At 71.2% G+C, this 16811-nt stretch carries 12 protein-coding genes; 6 read left to right on the top strand and 6 right to left on the bottom strand.

Features of this window, described 5'->3' with window-relative positions; all coding sequences use genetic code 11:
• Positions 1–12 precede the first annotated feature (12 nt).
• From AC1HIL_RS34110 to AC1HIL_RS34130, 5 genes are read right to left on the bottom strand one after another with little or no spacing between them, the layout of a single operon-like run.
• Complete coding sequence (locus AC1HIL_RS34110) at positions 13–1305, bottom strand: FAD-dependent oxidoreductase (protein WP_413765259.1); 1293 nt, start codon at positions 1303–1305, stop codon at positions 13–15.
• Positions 1302–2153, bottom strand: coding sequence for a fumarylacetoacetate hydrolase family protein (locus AC1HIL_RS34115; RefSeq protein ID WP_413765258.1), 852 nt, complete (start codon positions 2151–2153; stop codon positions 1302–1304). Before AC1HIL_RS34115 ends, AC1HIL_RS34110 begins: the two co-directional genes overlap by 4 nt.
• Positions 2150–3781, bottom strand: coding sequence for a bifunctional 3-(3-hydroxy-phenyl)propionate/3-hydroxycinnamic acid hydroxylase (locus AC1HIL_RS34120; RefSeq protein ID WP_479669018.1), 1632 nt, complete (start codon positions 3779–3781; stop codon positions 2150–2152). The genes AC1HIL_RS34115 and AC1HIL_RS34120 overlap by 4 nt, the downstream gene beginning before the upstream one ends.
• Positions 3782–3786: 5 nt before the next feature.
• The gene (locus AC1HIL_RS34125) at positions 3787–4611 is read right to left on the bottom strand and encodes a VOC family protein (protein ID WP_422099304.1); all 825 of its coding nucleotides are present in this window, start codon (positions 4609–4611) and stop codon (positions 3787–3789) included.
• Positions 4608–5567, bottom strand: coding sequence for an alpha/beta hydrolase (locus AC1HIL_RS34130; protein WP_422099305.1), 960 nt, complete (start codon positions 5565–5567; stop codon positions 4608–4610). The genes AC1HIL_RS34125 and AC1HIL_RS34130 overlap by 4 nt, the downstream gene beginning before the upstream one ends.
• A 175-nt stretch (positions 5568–5742) precedes the next feature.
• Between AC1HIL_RS34130 and AC1HIL_RS34135 the strand changes: the two genes are divergently transcribed.
• Entirely contained in the window at positions 5743–6687 is a 945-nt protein-coding gene (locus AC1HIL_RS34135; protein WP_296723223.1) for a LysR family transcriptional regulator, read from the top strand.
• 3 nt (positions 6688–6690) lie between these two features.
• On the opposite strand, the gene AC1HIL_RS34140 is transcribed toward AC1HIL_RS34135, so the two are convergent.
• Positions 6691–7809, bottom strand: a complete 1119-nt coding sequence (locus tag AC1HIL_RS34140) for a Fic family protein (RefSeq protein ID WP_296723221.1) — start codon at positions 7807–7809, stop codon at positions 6691–6693.
• Positions 7810–8063: 254 nt separating this feature from the next.
• On the opposite strand from AC1HIL_RS34140, the gene AC1HIL_RS34145 reads away from it, so the two are divergent.
• The 5 genes from AC1HIL_RS34145 (at position 8064) to AC1HIL_RS34165 (ending at position 16763) form a co-directional block, all read left to right on the top strand.
• A complete protein-coding gene (locus tag AC1HIL_RS34145; protein WP_479669017.1) occupies positions 8064–9953 on the top strand; it encodes a diguanylate cyclase domain-containing protein in 1890 nt (629 codons plus the stop codon).
• Positions 9953–11014 (top strand): TRAP transporter substrate-binding protein, encoded by a 1062-nt coding sequence (locus AC1HIL_RS34150; RefSeq protein ID WP_261214669.1) that lies wholly within the window; start codon positions 9953–9955, stop codon positions 11012–11014. Before AC1HIL_RS34145 ends, AC1HIL_RS34150 begins: the two co-directional genes overlap by 1 nt.
• Positions 11011–14031 carry a bifunctional diguanylate cyclase/phosphodiesterase gene (locus AC1HIL_RS34155; protein WP_296742249.1) on the top strand — a complete coding sequence of 1007 codons (3021 nt, stop codon included), beginning with the start codon at positions 11011–11013 and terminating at the stop codon, positions 14029–14031. Before AC1HIL_RS34150 ends, AC1HIL_RS34155 begins: the two co-directional genes overlap by 4 nt.
• Before the next feature lie 45 nt (positions 14032–14076).
• Entirely contained in the window at positions 14077–14721 is a 645-nt protein-coding gene (locus tag AC1HIL_RS34160) for a Rossmann-fold NAD(P)-binding domain-containing protein (protein WP_296742245.1), read from the top strand.
• A 194-nt stretch (positions 14722–14915) separates the two neighbouring features.
• A complete protein-coding gene (locus AC1HIL_RS34165; RefSeq protein ID WP_296742242.1) occupies positions 14916–16763 on the top strand; it encodes a tannase/feruloyl esterase family alpha/beta hydrolase in 1848 nt (615 codons plus the stop codon).
• Positions 16764–16811 lie beyond the last annotated feature (48 nt).

Raw genomic sequence — 16811 nt, forward strand, 5'->3', positions numbered from 1 at the left:
CCCGACGCCGCTTCAGGCGGCGGGGCCGGGGTCGCGGCGCTCGAGGTTGTCCGCCACCAGGGCCTGCACCTTCGCCACGTCGAGCGCATGCAGGTCGTCGCCACCGAGGAAGGCGGCCGCCGCGGCCGCGGCGCCCATTGCCATGCAGGATCCGATCACGCGGATCGCGCCGAGCGCAAAGGGCTCGGCATCGACGCAGCGGCCGGCCGCGACCAGGTTGCGCAGATCGCGGGAGACCATGGCGCCCAGCGGGATCCAGGTGATGTGCTCGTCGCCGAAGGTCTCCCAGTGCACGCCCTCCTCGCGGCCGTGGAACTCGATCGGCCAGGCGCAACGGCCGATGGCGTCGGGCAACCGTTCGCCGCTGCGCACCTGCGCGGTCGACAGCGTGCGCAGCGCCGCGATGCCGCGCGTCTGCCGCACGCCGGGCTGGCCCACCGACTGGATGCGCGCGCCGCCGAAGGCCTGCGGAAACTCGCCGCGCAGGAAGGCCATGACGCGGTCGATCTCGCCGCGCGCCTCGAGCGCCACGCGCGACATCGCCACGGCATCGAGCGGGGTCTGGAAATGCGTGAGGTTCACCAGGCACAGGTCGCGGCCCGGAAACTCGAAGACGAAGCCGTCGCGCCGCGCGAGCCCGTAGCGCGGCGCGGCCTGCTCGAGGCGCTCGATCACGGCGGCGCGCGTGGGCACGGGCCGGCCCAGCCCGGCGATCGAGAACATGCTGGTGCCATACACGGGCAGCTCGGCCTGCTGCAAGGTGGCGCCGGCCAGCGCGCCGAGCGCGGCATCGCCACTGGCATCGACGAAGCAACGCGCCGTCACCGACAGCGGCCCATGGCGGGTCCAGGCATCGATGCGCCGCAGCCGGTCGCTCTCGCGCCGCGCCTCGGCCAGCACCGCGCCGAGCACCACCTCCACGCCCGCGGCGCGCAGGTGCCTGGCATAGCTGCCGGCGAGCTCGTGCTCGTCGTACAGCCCCACGAAGCTGCGCCGGCCCGGCCGCCATGCGAGCGCGCCCGCTGCCTGCAGGTCCGCCAGCACGTCTCCCGCGAAACCGTAGCTCAGCTGGTAGGGTGCATCGCCCATCGAGAAGAAGCCGCAGAGCGTGCCGATCAAGCCGTTGACCGACTGTCCGCCGATCTGCGCGAGGCTGTCCACCAGCACCACTCGCAAGCCGAGCCGGCCCGCCTCCACCGCCGCCGAGACACCGGCGGCGCCGGCGCCGACCACGCAGAGGTCGGCCTCGAGCACGCGCCGCGCCGGCTGGCCCGGCAACGATTCGATGCGCCGCGGCTCCTTCATGCCGCCTCCTTCACGCAGCGGTTGCGCAGCACGCCGACATGGCCGATCTCGACTTCCACCTCGTCGCCTTCGGCCAGCCACAGCGGCGGTTGGCGCTTCGCGCCCACGCCGCCCGGCGTGCCCGTGACGACCACGTCGCCGGGCTGCAGCGTCATGAAGGTCGACACGTAAGCCAGCAGCCGGGGCACCGGGAAGATCATCCGGTCGGTGGACGACTGCTGCAGCGCGCGGCCATTCACGCGCGTCTCGACGGAAACGACGCGGTCGGCCGGCAGCTCGTCGAGCGTCACCAGCGCGGGACCGAAGGCGCCGGTATGCGGGAAGTTCTTGCCGGGTCCGAATTGATGCGTATGGTTCTGCCAGTCGCGCACGCTGGCGTCGTTGAAGCAGCTCACGCCGGCGACGTGCGCCCAGGCCTCGTGCTCGGCGATGCGGCGGCCGGCCTTGCCGATGACCAGCGCGAGCTCGCCCTCGTAGTCGAACTGCGAGGATTCGCGCGGAATGAGGAGCGGCGAGCCGTGCGCCTGCAGCGATTCAGCGATGCGCAGGAACACCGTCGGATGCGGCGCGACCGGACGCGCGGTCTCGGCACGGTGTTCCTCGTAGTTGAGGCCGATGCAGACGATGGTGCCCGGATCGGGCAGCACCGGCAGCAGCTCGACCTGATCGAAGCGCAGGTCGGGTGCCTCCGCACGCAGGGCGGCGGCCCGCGCGAGCGCATCGGCCGCGATCAAGGCCTTGAGCGTGGGCCATTCGGGTGCGAAGCGGCGACCGAGATCGAGCAGGCCGCCGGAAACCTCAAGGCCGTAGGAGGCACGGCCTTCGATGCTGTAGCTGAAGAGTTTCATGGAGTGCTTTCGATGGAGTTCAGGAAAAGGGGTGCCCGTGCCGATGCCGCGCCCAGTTCGCCGATGGGCACCACGCGCGACCAGTAGCGATCAGGCCGCAGCACCAGGGCCTCGGCCTGCAGCGCGTCGAGGAAGGCATCGAGCGCGCCGCTGCCGTCGCGCGCCTGCGCCAGTTCGGGGTTCGCCGCGAACGACAGGAAATCCTCGCGCGCGCGGCGCAGCGCGACCACGCGCAGCGGCACGCCGGGCGGTGCCAGCGAACGGGCCTGGGCGCGGAAGGCTGGCGAATCCCAGCCGATCACCGCGAAGCCGGTGCCGAGCAGTTCGTCGAGCCGGCACAGCGAGCGATCGGGCAGATCGACCATCGGCTGCGGCAGCAGCTCGGGACGGCAGGCCGGCCGGTCGAGCGGCTGGTGCAGTTCGAACCAGCCGTCGCGCAACCGCAGCCTGGGCTTGAAGCGCAGTTGCAGCACGTAGTCGCGCAGCGGCGGCACCAGGCAGGCGACACGCAGCAGCGTCTGCATCGCGGCCGCGCCCGCGCGGCTCTTGGGCTGCATGAAGGCACCGATGCGCAGTGCCATGCGGATCAGCGCCTGCGCATGCGGGCGGCGCTCGGTCTCGTAGCTGTCGACCAGTTCCTCGGGCAGGCCCCAGCGCGTGACGGCCGCGAGCTTCCAGGCGAGGTTGGCGGCATCGCGCAGCCCGCTGTTGAGGCCCTGGCCCGCGAACGGCGGCGTCAGGTGCGCGGCATCGCCGGCCAGCAGCACACGGCCGTGGCGCCAGCGTTCGGCCACGCGCGCATGGAAGGTATAGACCGCCTTGCGCACCAGCGGCAGCGCGCGGTCTTCGGGATGGCGCGCGGCCATCCAGCCGCGAAAACGCGCTTCGTCGAGCGCGAAGGCATCGTCCTCGCCCGGATGCAGCATGAATTCGTAGCGCAGCGTGCCGTGCGGTCCGGGCAGCCGGATCGCGGGGCGCAGCGGATCGCAGAAGGTCTGGGTATGGCGCAGGCTGCTGGTGCGCTCGGCCAGGTCGACGATGAGCCAGCGCTCGGGATGGGTGTCGCCCTGCAGCCGGATGCCGCAGAGTTCGCGCACGCGGCTGCGCGCGCCGTCGCAGCCGACCAGCCAGCGCGCCTCGACGCGCAGCTCGCCCGCGGGGCCGCGCACCCGGCAGCGCACGCCGTCGCCTTCGCCTTCGTCATCGAAGGACTCGAGCGCGTGGCCGAACAGCACGCGCGCGTCTTCCTCGAAGCGCGCGAGGCCCTCGCACAGCGTGCGCTCCAGCCGCGGCTGGTTGAAGGCATTGCGCTTCGGGTAGCCGTACTCCTGGCGCGTCGGCTGGATGCTCGCGAAAGGCTTGCCGCGCCAGGAGAAGTACTGCACGCCATAGCCGAGCACCAGGTCGCGCACCACCGCCTCCGCAAGGCCGGCCGACTGCAGCGTGCGCAGGCTCTCGTCGTCGAGCGTCACGGCGCGCGGCTCGCGCACGGTGGCCTGGTTGCGCTCGATCACGAGCGTGCGCACGCCGTGGCCGGCCAGCAGGTTCGCGAGCATCAGGCCCACGGGGCCGGCGCCGACGATCAGCACGTCGGCGCGCAGGGTTGGAGAATCGCTGGAAGTCCGCACGCCGCTCAGCTCCGCATGATCGCCATGCCCCAGCGGTTCAGCGTGCTCGGGTGGTGCGGCCAGAGGCCGGGCTCGCGGTCCTCGGGGCAGGACTCGAGGTCGCAGGAGATCTCGGCCAGGTTGCCGTCGGGATCGGCCACCATGAAGAAGGTGTCGTTGCCCGGCCCGTGCCGACCCACGCCCCATACCAGCGCGATGCGCTCGCCCGCCATGTGGTCGGCCCAGTCGCGCAGTCGCTCCCAGTCGCGCGTCTCGCAGGAGAAATGGTCGAAGCGCACCTGCGGCGCATGGAAGATCGCGAGCGCATGGTGCTCATGGTCGGTGCGCAGGAAGGCGGCGCGCAGCACGCCCGCGGCATCGCGCACGAAGTCGGAGACGACGAAGCCGAGTTCGTCGGCATAGAAGCGCGCAAGGCGCTCGGGGTCGGGCGTGCGCACCGCATAGTGCTGCAGCCGCGCCTCGGCGCGATCGCCTGGCGGCGGAGCCGCTGGCGGTCCGGCAATGAAGCACAGCCGCCGGCCCTCGGGATCGTCGAGCAGGAGCCGTGGTCCCGGCTCGCCCGTCTCCTCGAAGCGCGCGAAGGCGCGGCCCGCGAAGCGCCCGGAATAGGCGCGCAGCGCGGCCTCGTCGGCGAAGCGGAAGCGGCTTTGCGCGAGCTGGTTCGGCGCGCCCTCGTGCAGCGCCAGCACGCGCTGCGGCGCCACGCAGCGCAGCCCGTTCCCGCCCGCGGGCTGCGTCTCGCAGCGCAGGGCGCGCGCGTAGAAATCGGCCGCCAGCGCGGGCTGGGGCGTGGTCAGTTCGATCGCGTCGAGCACGGCACCGAGCGTCATTCGCGGTGCTCCCTCGCGGCCGATGCGGCGATGCCGAGCAGCAGGTCCGCCACCGCCCGCGGTGCCGTGAGGAAGGGCGAATGCCCGCTATCGAGTTCGTGCACGCGCGTGCGGTGGGCGGGCACGAAGGCGTCGGCGTCGGCGATGAAGCGGCGCGCGAGCGACGGCGGCACGGCGTTGTCGCGCAGGCAGAGCAGGTAGTGACGCTCGATCGCGCCCCAGCGGCGCGCGCTTAGAGCGATAGGTGTGGCCATGGGTGCGAACGGCATGTCGGGCGACAGCAGGTGCAGCGCCGCCGCCGCGTCGGCATCGGAGGCGTCGTTGTAGAAGGCCTCGCGCAAGGCGGCCCGGTAGGCGCCACCGGTGGCGAGCGGGTCGATGCGGAACGCGCCCGTGGCCGCCGGGTCGCCGAGCAGCACGGGGTTCACGCGCGCGGAGGCCGCTTCGGGCAGCCCGAAGTACGCGCCGATCGGCACGCCGGGCCCGGGCATGTTGCCGGCGATGTAGACCAGCGCCGCGATCTTCTCGCTCGCGCGCTCGCCCACCGCATGAAGCACGATGCCGCCCATGCTGTGGCCCGCGAGCACCACGCGCCGATGGCCGGCGGCGCGCAGCGCGTCGATGGTGGCGATCACGCTGTCGGCGTAGTCGTCCAGGCCGATGCCCGCGAGCGGCGACCGCTCGGCGAGAAAGGCAGCCTCCTGGCCGGGCCGGCCATGGCTGGCGGGGAAGCGCGCTGCGAGCCCGTGGCCGGGCAGGTCGCGGCCCACCGCGGCGACGCCGCCAGCCGCGAGCAGCGGCAGCACACGTTCGTAGCACCAGGCGCCGTGCCAGCCGCCGTGCACGAGGACGATGGCGGCTCTTTCGTCTCGGCGCGCGCCGGAAGCGGGGCCGCCGGCCATGGCCACGGAAGCGGCGGCCGCCTTGAACAGGTGTCGTTTGAAGATGTCGGGCATGGTGTGTCGAAGGGTTCGGGCAAGTGTTGATTTGCCCCGCCGCTGCGTCAAACCACCGGCCCGATTCCTAGAATTGCGTTTTGCAATAGGCGCGCGGCGCGCGGCGGGCAACCATCGCCGCATGCCCGAGCGCCGCATCAAGCCCCTTTCGTCCTCCGACCGATCGCACCCACCCATGTCCAAGCTCGACCTCGAATGGCTCTCGGTGTTCGACCGGGTCTACGAGACCCGCAGCGTCTCGCGCGCCGCGGAGCATCTCGGCATCGCGCAGGCGACGGCCAGCATCGCGCTGAACAAGCTGCGCGCGCATTTCGACGACAAGCTGTTCACGCGCACGCCCTCGGGCATGCAGCCCACCGCCCGCGCGAGCGAGATCCTGCCCTCGATCCGCAAGGTGCTCGAGCTGCTCGAGCAGACCCAGAGCGAGCGCATCGCCTTCGACCCGCAGGCCTCGGCGCGCGTCTTCCGCGTCGGCATGACGGACATCCGCCAGGTGGTGATGCTGCCGCTGCTGGTGAACCGGCTCAAGCAGATCGCGCCCGCGGTGCGCATCGAGGCCGAGACGATCTCGAGCGACAGCCCGCGGCTGATGGAGGAAGGCCGGCTCGAGCTCGCGATCGGCTACATGCCGCAGCTCGAGGCCGGGTTCTTCCAGCGCACGCTGCTCGACGAGGGCTTCGTCTGCCTGGTGTCCGAGCGCCATCCGCGCATCCGCAAGCGCATCGACAAGCGCGCCTTCCTCGCCGAGAGCCACATCCTCGTCACGATGTCGGGCACCGGTCCGTCGATCGTCGAGCGCACCCTGGCGGCGCTGAAGATCAAGCCCAACATCGGGTTGCGCGTGCCGAGCTTCCTCGGCGTGTCGCGCATCGTGGCCGAGACCGAGTTGCTGGTGGTGGTGCCGCGCAGCCTTGGCGAGGCCTTCGCGGAAAGCGAGAAGCTGCGCGTGCTCGAATCGCCGATCGCGTTCCCGCCCTATTCGGTGCGGCTGCACTGGCACGAGCGCCAGCATGCGGATCCGGGCAACGTGTGGCTGCGGCAGTTGGTGGCGCAGATGTTCGCGCGCGACGAGCGGCTGCCGGCGGCGGCGAACGGGAAGCAGGCCACGGGTGCGCGTTGAGGCTCAGGAGTCCATCAGCTCGTACCCCGTGCTGCGCCCACCCCCCGCCGACTTCTTCAGCACCCCCAGCGCCAGCAACTGCGTGATGTCGCGCAGCGCCGTATCCGGCGAACACTTGGCGATAGCCGCCCACTTGCTGCTGGTGAGCTTGCCTTCGAAGCCGTCGAGCAGGCGGTTGAGCAGCTTCGCCTGGCGCTCGTTCACCGGCGTGCCGGCCCAGCGCTGCCAGAAGCGCGCCTTGGTCAGCACGCCGTCGAGCGTGAGCTGCGCGCTGGCGGTGGCTCGGCCCAGCGTGTCGAGGAACCAGGCCAGCCATGCGGTGACATCGAGCGAGCCCTTTTGGGTGCGCTCGAGGATGTCGTAGTACGCCTTGCGCTCGCGCTGGATCTGCGCCGACAGGCTGTAGAAGCGCTGCCCCGTGCCATCGGCACGGGCGAGGAACAGATCGCCGACGGCGCGTGCGATGCGGCCATTGCCGTCGTCGAAGGGATGCAAGGTGACGAACCACAGGTGCGCCAGGCCCGCCTTGAGGAGGACGGGTTCGTCCGGCTCCCGGTTGGCCCAGGCCAGGAAAGCTTCCACCTGCGCGGGCAACGTGTCCGCCGGCGGTGCCTCGAAGTGGACCTTGCGCCGGTTCACGGGGCCCGAGACGACCTGCATCGGACCGGCCGCGTCGTCGCGCCAGCGGCCCACGTCGATCTTCGACAGGCCCGAATAGCCGGTCGGGAACAGCGCCGCGTGCCAACCGAAAAGGCGCTCGGCGGTGAGGGGTTCGCCACTGCGCGAGGTGGCGTCGAGCACCATCTCGACCACGCCGTCCACGTGCCGGTCCACGGGCGCCAGCGCGCCGATGTCGAGCCCGAGCCGGCGCGCGATCGACGAACGGACCAAGGCCACGTCCAACACCTCGCCCTCGATCTCGCTGGTCTTGACCACGTCGTCGGTCAGCGCCGCCAGGCTGGCCTGGTCGCGCAGCGCGAGCCCGACGTCTGCCAGCCGGCCCAGCAAGGCGCCTTGGGCGCGGCTGACATCGGCCAGGGGCTGGGCCAGGGCGGACAGGTTATAGCGCCACCCGGGCCAGTCGTCGGCTTGCCAGATATAGAGGTTTTCTCCGCTATTCATGCGGAGATTAGACGCCGTGTTCACCACAGGAGCAAACTCATTCACCGCAATATTTGCGGTGAATGGCACATTCAATCACCGCATGAAATGGCGGGAACGCCTCCGTTCCGGCCTCCTTCGGGAAGGCCCCCGAACCGTTCGTCGGCCACCCGTGGCAACCAGGCCACGCCCCGCCCACCCACCGAAGTCCGTAGGACACAATTGCAAACTTCCTCATTCACACCGCCCGCCAGCGGCGCGCCTTCGTTCGCCCCATGTCCCTGGAATCCGCGTCCGTTCCGTCTCGCGCCTTCGCGCCAGGGTACGGGCCGGCACGCCCTCGCGCCGCGCATCGCGCGCTCTGGCAGTGGCTGCTGGCGCTGCTGCTTCTCGCCGTGCTGAACCCGGCCTTCGGCGCGGCGCCGGCCGACGCGCGCCAGCCGGTGCTCTCGCTCTCGCGCCAGGGCACCGGCCTGCCCGCCGTGCAGCAGCTCCAGTTCTTCGAGGACACGACCCGCGCCCTCGGCATCGACGAGGTACGCACCCCGGCGCAGGAAGCGCGCTTCACCCTGCCCGACCAGCCGCTGCGCGGCCGGGAATCCGACCGCGTGCTGTGGTTCAAGCTGCAGATGCAGCTGCAGGACCCGGCCGACGCGGCGCGCGAATGGCTGATGCTGGTGCCCACGGTGTCGACGCGCGACATCCGCTTCTACGGCCCCTTCGACACCACGGGCCACGCGCTGGCCGAGCCGGTGGTCACCGGCATGCGCCATCCCTGGGCCACGCGGCCGGCCGCCTCCGAGCAGATGGCCTGGCGCTTCGAGCTGCCGGGGCCGGGCGTCTACACGGTGTACTTCCGCGTCGAGTCGACCTTCGCGCGCATCTACGACGTGACGCTCTGGGACCCGGCCGACTACCTGCAGTCGACGCAGGACAAGCGCATGTTCGACGGCGTCAGCTACGGCCTGCTGCTCGGGCTCATGGTCTACGGCCTGGTGCTGTTCGTGGTGTTCGGCGAGGCGCTCTACGCCTACTACATGCTGGCCTGCCTCTGCGGCCTGCTCGCGCTCGCGAGCATCAACGGCCATGCGCTGCGCTACCCGTTCGCGCACTGGCCGGCCGGCGCCGGCTTCGCCTACACGGCCGGACCCGCGTTGTGGGCGCTGTGCAAGCTGCAGTTCGGCCGGCGGCTGCTGCGGCTGTCGCACTTCGCGCCGCTGCTCGACCGGCTGGTGCAGGCCTTCTCGGTCGCGCTGCTGCTGGCCATTCCCTACGCGCATTGGGGCGCCCATCCGCTGATCACCTTCCGGCTGGTGCAGATGTCGGTGGTGGCCTCGACGGCGGTGATGGTGATCGGCGCGATGTTCGCGATCCGTCGGCGCTACTGGCCGGCCGTGCTCTATTGCATCGGGGTCGGGCTGCTGCTGGCCGGCATCGGCGCGATCGTGTTCGCGAGCTGGGGCTGGATCGAGTGGGCGCCCGGCCAGATGAACGTCTCGCAGGCGGCGCTGGTGGTCGAGCTGGTGGTGTTCGCGGTGGCGATGGCCTCGCGGCTGCGGCTGGTGCTGCGCTCCGAGCAGGCGCTGACGGCGCGCACCCAGCAGCTGGTGGAAGCGCTCGGCACCGACGCGCTGACCGGCGCCGCCAGCCGCGCCGGCCTGGAGAGCCGCGGCGAGGAATGGCTGCGCCGCGACCAGCCCTTCGCGCTGATGCTGCTCGACCTGGACGGCTTCAAGGAAGTCAACGACGGCCACGGCCACGCGGTCGGCGACGCGGTGCTGGTGCAGACGGTGGCGCGGCTGCGCTCGCAGCTGCGCGCGAGCGACACGGTGGCGCGCCTGGGTGGCGACGAGTTCGCGATCCTGGTGCCGGGCCGGCCCTCCCGCGCGGCGCTCGCGCAGATGGCGCGCCGCATCGTCGACGCCGGCCTGCAGCCCATCGAGGCCGATGGCGCCGAGGTGTCGGTCGGCATGAGCCTGGGCATCGCCTGCAACCCCGAGGACGGCCGCACGCTGGCGCAGCTGCTGCGCTGCGCCGACCAGGCGATGTACCGCGTCAAGCAGCAGCGCCAGGGACCCGGCTTCGCCTTCTTCTCGGACGCCCCGGTGGAACCGGCGCGCCCGGCGCCGGGCGCGCCCGTGGCCGACGGGAGCGGTGCCGCCTGATGCCCCGACTGTTCCACGCCCTCCTTCTCCTTCTCGCGGCGTCGTTCGCCTGCCAGGCGCAGGCACAGCCGCAGCAGGTGCCGGCACAGCGCCTGCGCATCGTCGGCGGCCTCGCCGGGGTCACCCAGTACACGCGGCACGAGGAGAACTTCTGGGCCCGCGAGCTCGCCGCGCGAACCGGCGGACGCTACAGCGCCAGCATCGTGCCCTTCGACCGCGCCGGCGTGCCGGGCCAGGAGATGCTCAGCCTGATCCAGCTCGGCGTGGTGCCCTTCGGCACCGCGCTCATGAGCCAGATGGCGGTGCAGTTCCCCGAGCTGGGCACGCCCGACATGGCCGGGCTCAATCCCGACATCGCGACGCTGCGCCGCGTGGTCGGCGCCTTCCGACCCTACCTGGCGCGCACGCTGCGCGAGCGCTACGGCGCGGAGCTGCTGGCGATCTACACCTATCCGGCGCAGGCCGTGTTCTGCGCGCGGCCCGTGGCGCGGCTGGCCGACCTCGCGAACCGGCGCGTGCGGGTGTCGAGCGCGACGCAGGCCGATTTCATGCGCGCGCTCGGGGCAACGCCCGTCTACACCGAATTCGCGGCCATCATGTCGAACATGACGACCGGCAACACCGACTGCGCGATCACCGGCACCATGTCGGGCCACACGCTGGGCCTGCACGCGGTGACGAGTTCGCTCTACACCATGCCGCTGAGCTGGGGCCTGGCGGTGTTCGCGGCCAACCGCGAGAACCTCGAGGCGCTCCCGCCCGACCTGCAGGCGCTGCTGCGCACCGAACTGCCGAAGCTCGAGGCCGCGGTCTGGGACCAGTCCGAGCGCGAGACCACCGAGGGCATCGCCTGCAACACCGGCGCGGCCGGCTGCACCCGGCCCGTGAAGGGGCGGATGACGGCGGTCGCCCCCTCGCCCCAGGACGAGGCGCGCCGGCGCGAGATCTTCGCGACCCGCGTGCTGCCCGGCTGGCTGCAGCGCTGCGGCCCGGTCTGCGCGCAGGTCTGGAACGACACCGTCGGCCCCGCGGTCGGCATCCGCGCCCCGCTCGCCCGGTGACACAGCGCTTCTCCCGCCGCGTGGTGGCCGTGGTCTACGGCGTGGCCCTGCTGCTGCTGGGCACGCTGGCGGCCGTGGCGAGCAGCATCATCTGGGACGCGCGCGGCAAGGCCATCGCCAATGCGCAGACCCAGGCGACGCGCTTCGTCGGCGGCTCGGAGGCGGCGCTCAACCGCGCGCTGCTGAGCATCGACATGATGCTCGCCGGCGCGGGCGAGCAGTTGCGCGAATCCCCGCGCGACCGCATCGCCGAGGATGCCAACCGGCCCGAGGTGCGGCGGCTGGTCGGCAACCTGGTGCGGCAGAACCTGCTGGTGCGCTTCGTCGCCTTCGTCGATGCGCAGGGCGTGCCCATCGCGTCGTCGGACCGGCGCGGCGCCCAGATCCCGATGGCGCTGCCCGAGGGCTTCGCGCACGACGTGCTGGCGCAGCCGCTGTCGACCATGGCGGTGAGCGCGCCGATCTCGAGCCCCGCCACGCTGCAGCAGGTGGTGTTCTTCGCGCGCGCCGTGCCGCTGGCCGACGGCAGCCGCATCCTCGCCGTGGCCGAGGTGCAGATCTCGCTGCTGGCGCTGGTGACGATGCAGGGCGCCGTCATCCCGGGCCTGGAGGTCACGCTCGAGCGCGACGCGGGCTCGCTGCTGGTGAGCGTGCCGGCGCGCGACGACCTGCTCGGCCGGCAGCTCGAGCCACCGCTGAGCGAGCAGACCAGCGACGGCCGCCCGGTGCAGATGGCCGCGCGCCTGAGCGGCGTGCCCGCGATCCTGGTGGCGCGCCCCACGCTGCACCGCAACCTGCTGATCGTCGCGAGCATCCCGCTGGACGCGGCGCTGCACGACTGGCGCCATGAGCGCGACCGCATCGCATGGACCGGCGTCCTGGTCGGCGCGATGATCCTCGCGATCGCGGCCTTCACCCACCTGCAGCTGCGGCGCCAATGGCAGGCGCGGCAGGAACTGGTCCGCTCCAAGGCCACGCTCGACCAGGCGCTCGAGTCGATGATCGGCGGCTTCGTGCTGCTCGACGCCGACGACCGCGTGCTGGCCTGGAACCACAGCTTCGTCGCGATGTTCCCGTGGGTGCGGCCGCTGCTCGCGCCGCAGGTGCCGTTTCGCGAGCTGGTGGCCGAGACCGCGAAGCACGTGGTGCACGAAGGCGGGCCGGGCGGCTGGCTCGACCTGAACATGCCGCAGCTCGCGCGCGAGCATTCCGAGCAGGAGGCGGTGTTCGACGACGGCCGGGTCACGCAGGCCACGCGCAGCCGCACGCCCGACGGCGGCACCGTCTGCGTCTACCAGGACATCACCGAGAAACGGCGCCACATGGCCGCCATCGTCGAGAGCAAGGCGCAGCTGCAGGCCACGCTCGAGGCGCTGCCCGACCTGCTGCTCGAGGTCGGGCTCGACGGCATCTGCCACGGCCACCATGCGCCGCGCGTACCGCTGCCGGGCATCCAGGTCGACCAGCCGGCCGGCCGGCGGCTGCAGGAGCTGCTGCCGCCGCAGGCGAGCGCGGAGGTCATGGCGGCGCTCAAGGAAGCCAACGAGACCGGGCGCTCGAGCGGGCGCCAGTTCGAGCGCCGCTACGCGCGCAGCAAGGCCTGGTTCGAGATCTCGGTCTCGCGCAAGGCCAGCGGCGCGCAGGCCGATCCGCGCTTCATCGTGATCCTGCGCAACATCACCGAGAGCAAGCGGGCGGCCGACGAGGTCGAGCAGCTGGCCTTCTACGACACGCTCACCGGCCTGCCCAACCGGCGGCTGCTGGTGGACCGGATCAAGCAGGCCATCGATGCCGCGCCGGGGCGCTCGCGCTGGAGCGCGCTGCTGTTCCTCGACCTCGACAACTTCAAGACCGTGAACGACGCGCACGGCCACGACACCGGCGACGTGATGCTCAAGCAGGTGGCCAAGCGCCTCACCGCCTGCCTGCGCCGCGGCGACACCGTGGCGCGGCTGGGCGGCGACGAGTTCGTCGTGATGCTGGCCGAGCTGCACGAACGGCGGCTGATCGCGACCTCAGAGACCGAGGCCATCGGCGCGGCCATCCTCGAGCAGCTCAACCGGCCCTACCAGCTCGGCAGCCAGCAGCACCACAGCACCTGCAGCATCGGCGTGGCGCTGTTCGACACCGCCGATGCCTCGCTCGACGAGGTGATCAAGCAGGCCGACATCGCGATGTACGACGCCAAGACCGCCGGCGGCAACGCGCTGCGTTTCTTCGAGACCCGCATGCAGACCAGCATCACCGCGCGCGCGGCGCTCGAGAACGAGCTGCACGCGGCCGTCGAGCAGCGGCAGTTCGTGCTGCACTACCAGAGCCAGGTCACGAGCGAGGATCGCGTGGTCGCCGCCGAGGTGCTGGTGCGCTGGCAGCATCCGCTGCGCGGCCTGCTGGCACCCGGCGAATTCATCGCCGCGGCCGAGGACACCGGGCTCATCATCCCGCTGGGCCTGTGGGTGCTCGAGACCGCCTGCCGCCAGCTCGCAGCCTGGAGCGAGGACCCGCGGCGCGCGCACCTGCAGCTGTCGGTCAACGTGAGCGCGCGGCAGTTCCGCACCGACGACTTCGTCAAGCAGGTCGCCCGCGTGCTCGAGCGCACCGGCGCCGATCCGCGCCAGCTCAAGCTCGAGCTGACCGAGAGCCTGCTGCAGTTCAAGGTCGCCGACACCATCGCCAAGATGAAGACCCTGGCCGGCATGGGCATCCAGTTCTCGATGGACGACTTCGGCACCGGCTTCTCGTCGCTGTCGTACATGATCCAGTTGCCGCTCAACCAGATCAAGGTCGACAAGTACTTCGTGCACGGCATCGGCCTGAACCCGAAGGTGGAGCTGGTGATCCAGACCATCATCGGCATGGCGCTCAACCTCGAGCTGCAGATCGTGGCCGAAGGCGTGGAGACGCAGGCGCAACGCGAGTTCCTCGAGCGCCACGGCTGCCACCTGTACCAGGGCTACCTGTTTGGCAAGCCCAAGGCGCTGGAAGCCTACGAGCGCGACCTCGACGCGCAGGCCTGATCGGCCCGCACAATGGCCCCCGGTGAACCGCGCGAGGCGATCGACATGAAACTGCTGCTGTTGGGTGCGACGGGTCTGGTGGGCGGTCGGGCACTGCAGCTCGCGCTCTCGGACGATGCCTTCTCCGAGGTGATCGCGCCGACGCGAACGCCACTCGCGGCCCACGCCAGGCTGGTCAACCCGGTCGCCTCGAAGCTCGAGGAGCTGGTGCCGGCCTGCATCGCGCAACGGCCCGACGCCGTGGTCTGCGCGCTAGGCACGACGCAGGCGAAAGCCGGTTCGAAAGAGGCCTTCCGCTACGTCGACCACGAGCTGCCCCTCGCCTTCGGCCGGGCCGCGCACGCCGCCGGCGTGGGCACCTTCGCGATCGTCACGGCGATGGGCGCGTCGGCCAGCTCCCTCTTCTTCTACCCGCGCACCAAGGGCGAAGTGGAGCGGGACATCCGCGCGATCGGATTCCGCTCGCTGACGATCTGCAGGCCCAGCCTGATCGGTGGCGAGCGCCATGAAGAAAGGCGCGCGGAAGGCATGGCGCTGACCTTGGCGCGGCGCCTGGGGCCGGTCCTGCCGGCGCGATGGCGCGTCAACCCGGCACAGGCCATCGCCGCGGCGCTGCTCGGCGCGGCGGTCGCCGCCAAGCCTGGCTGTCATTGGATTCGCTCCGAAGACATGCAATATATTTTTCAATAACACCCGGTCCCGGGGGCGTTTTCAGGGTCGCGGCGCGGCCGCGGAATTTCACTTCCATTGCACGGCGTATTCCCTATCGAAGGGTTTACCTGTACGGCGACGTCCCATCCAGACAGGCTCAATACTGCATGCGTGCCGGCAGTCACAGTTACGTGAATGCACTTTATTGCACGCATACACCTGGATGGAGACCCATGAAAACAAACCCACCATCGATGCTCCCGGCCGCGCTCGCGGCGCTTCTGCTCACCGCCTGCGGTGGCGGCAGCGGCAGCCACAACGCGTTCCTGCCGATCGCCACCGGCACGCCGCCACCTCCCGCGAGCGCCGCGCCGCTGGCCTGCGATGACACGCTCAAGGCGAACTTCAAGCCCGATGCGCTGACCACCGTGGTGGCGGTCAAGGCTTTCAAGAAGGGCGACGCGCTCATCCTCGGCGGCACGGCAACCGGCGCGACGCCGCTGGCCGCCAACGACGTCTGCATGGTCAAGCTCAATGTCGGGCCCGGCAACCCCGGCCCCGCGGACGCGCCCTCGACTTCGCCGGGCATCGGCATCGAGGTCTGGCTGCCCGCGAAGGCGGCCTGGAACTCGCGCGTCCACGCGCTGGGCGGCGGCGGCTGGCAGGGCGGCGCCGCGGGCAGCGCGAGCGCCATCGCCAGCACCGACGCGGCCGGCGTCGCCGGCAAGGAAGGCGCGGTCTCCTCGACCACGGACACCGGCCATGCCTCGTCCGCCGGCGGTTCGTTCGCGATGAATCCGGACGGCACCATCAACAAGACGCTGTGGACCGACTTCGCCAGCCGCGGCATCCACGAGCAGGCCGTCAAGACGAAGGCGCTGGCCGCGGCCTACTACGGCGCGGCACCCAAGTACGCCTATTGGGACGGCGGCTCCACGGGCGGTCGCCAGGGCCTGAACCTGGCGCAGAACCATCCCGCCGACTTCGACGGCATCGTCGCCAACTACCCGGCCATCCACTGGAGCCGCTTCATCACGGCGGAGCTCTATCCCCAGATCGTCTTCCAGCGCGACCTGGGCGGCGTCGCACCGACGCAGGCCCAGCAGGACCTGGTCTCCAACGCGGCCATCGCCGCCTGCGACCTGGTGGGCGGCCAGCATCTGGGCTACGTGCTCGATCCGCAGTCCTGCAGCTACGACCCGACGACGGACGCCAGCGTGCTCTGCACCGCCGATGGCGGCAGCAACGCCACCGCCGCCTGCGTGAGCAAGGCACAGGCGCGGGCCATCAACAAGATCTGGTACGGCATGACGGCCGACGGCTCGGCGCCGGCGCCCGCGGCGGACAACGGCTGGTCCGCGGCCTCGTCCTCCACGCTGCTCGGCACCGGCAACCAGCGCTGGTACGGCCTGACGCGCGGCACTTCGCTCTATGGCGCGATGTTCTCCGCCTTCGGCCTCAATGGCCTCGCAAGCCCGAACGGCGCCTTCCCCATCGCCTCGGACCAGGTCGCGCTCGAGCTGCAGAACTCCACCCTCGGCGATCCCTCGTTCCTGAACGCGACCGGCAACGGCCAGTCGCTCTGGAAGCAGCTGAGCTACGCGCAACTGAGCAATGCCTACGACCGCGGCCTCGCGCTACAAGCGGAGTTCGGGAACATCAACACCGACAACCCGGACCTCTCGGCGTTCAGGAACCGCGGCGGCAAGCTGCTGACCTGGCACGGCCTGGCGGACGAACTCATCATGCCGCAGGGCACGGTGAACTACTACAACAGCGTCGTCGCGAAGATGGGCGGACTGAGCGACGTGCAGGGCTTCTACCGGCTCTACCTGGTGCCGGGCGCCGGCCACGGCGACCCGAACGGCACCTCGAACCCGGGCGCGGCGGTTCCGTACTTCGCGCCGACCCAGTTCTACGACACGCTGACGGCCTGGGTGGAACAAGGCAAGGCGCCCGAGGCGCTGACGCTGCAGTCGCCCGGCGCGGCGCCGAAGACCCGCCCGATCTGCGTGTACCCGAAGAAGATCGCCTACACCAGCGGCGATGCGGGATCGGCCGCGAGCTACACCTGCTCGTAGCGTTCAGTCCGGTTCGAGCAGCCGCCCGGGGTCAGCAGGTTGCGGAGA

Source organism: Variovorax sp. ISS6, from assembly GCF_056523145.1.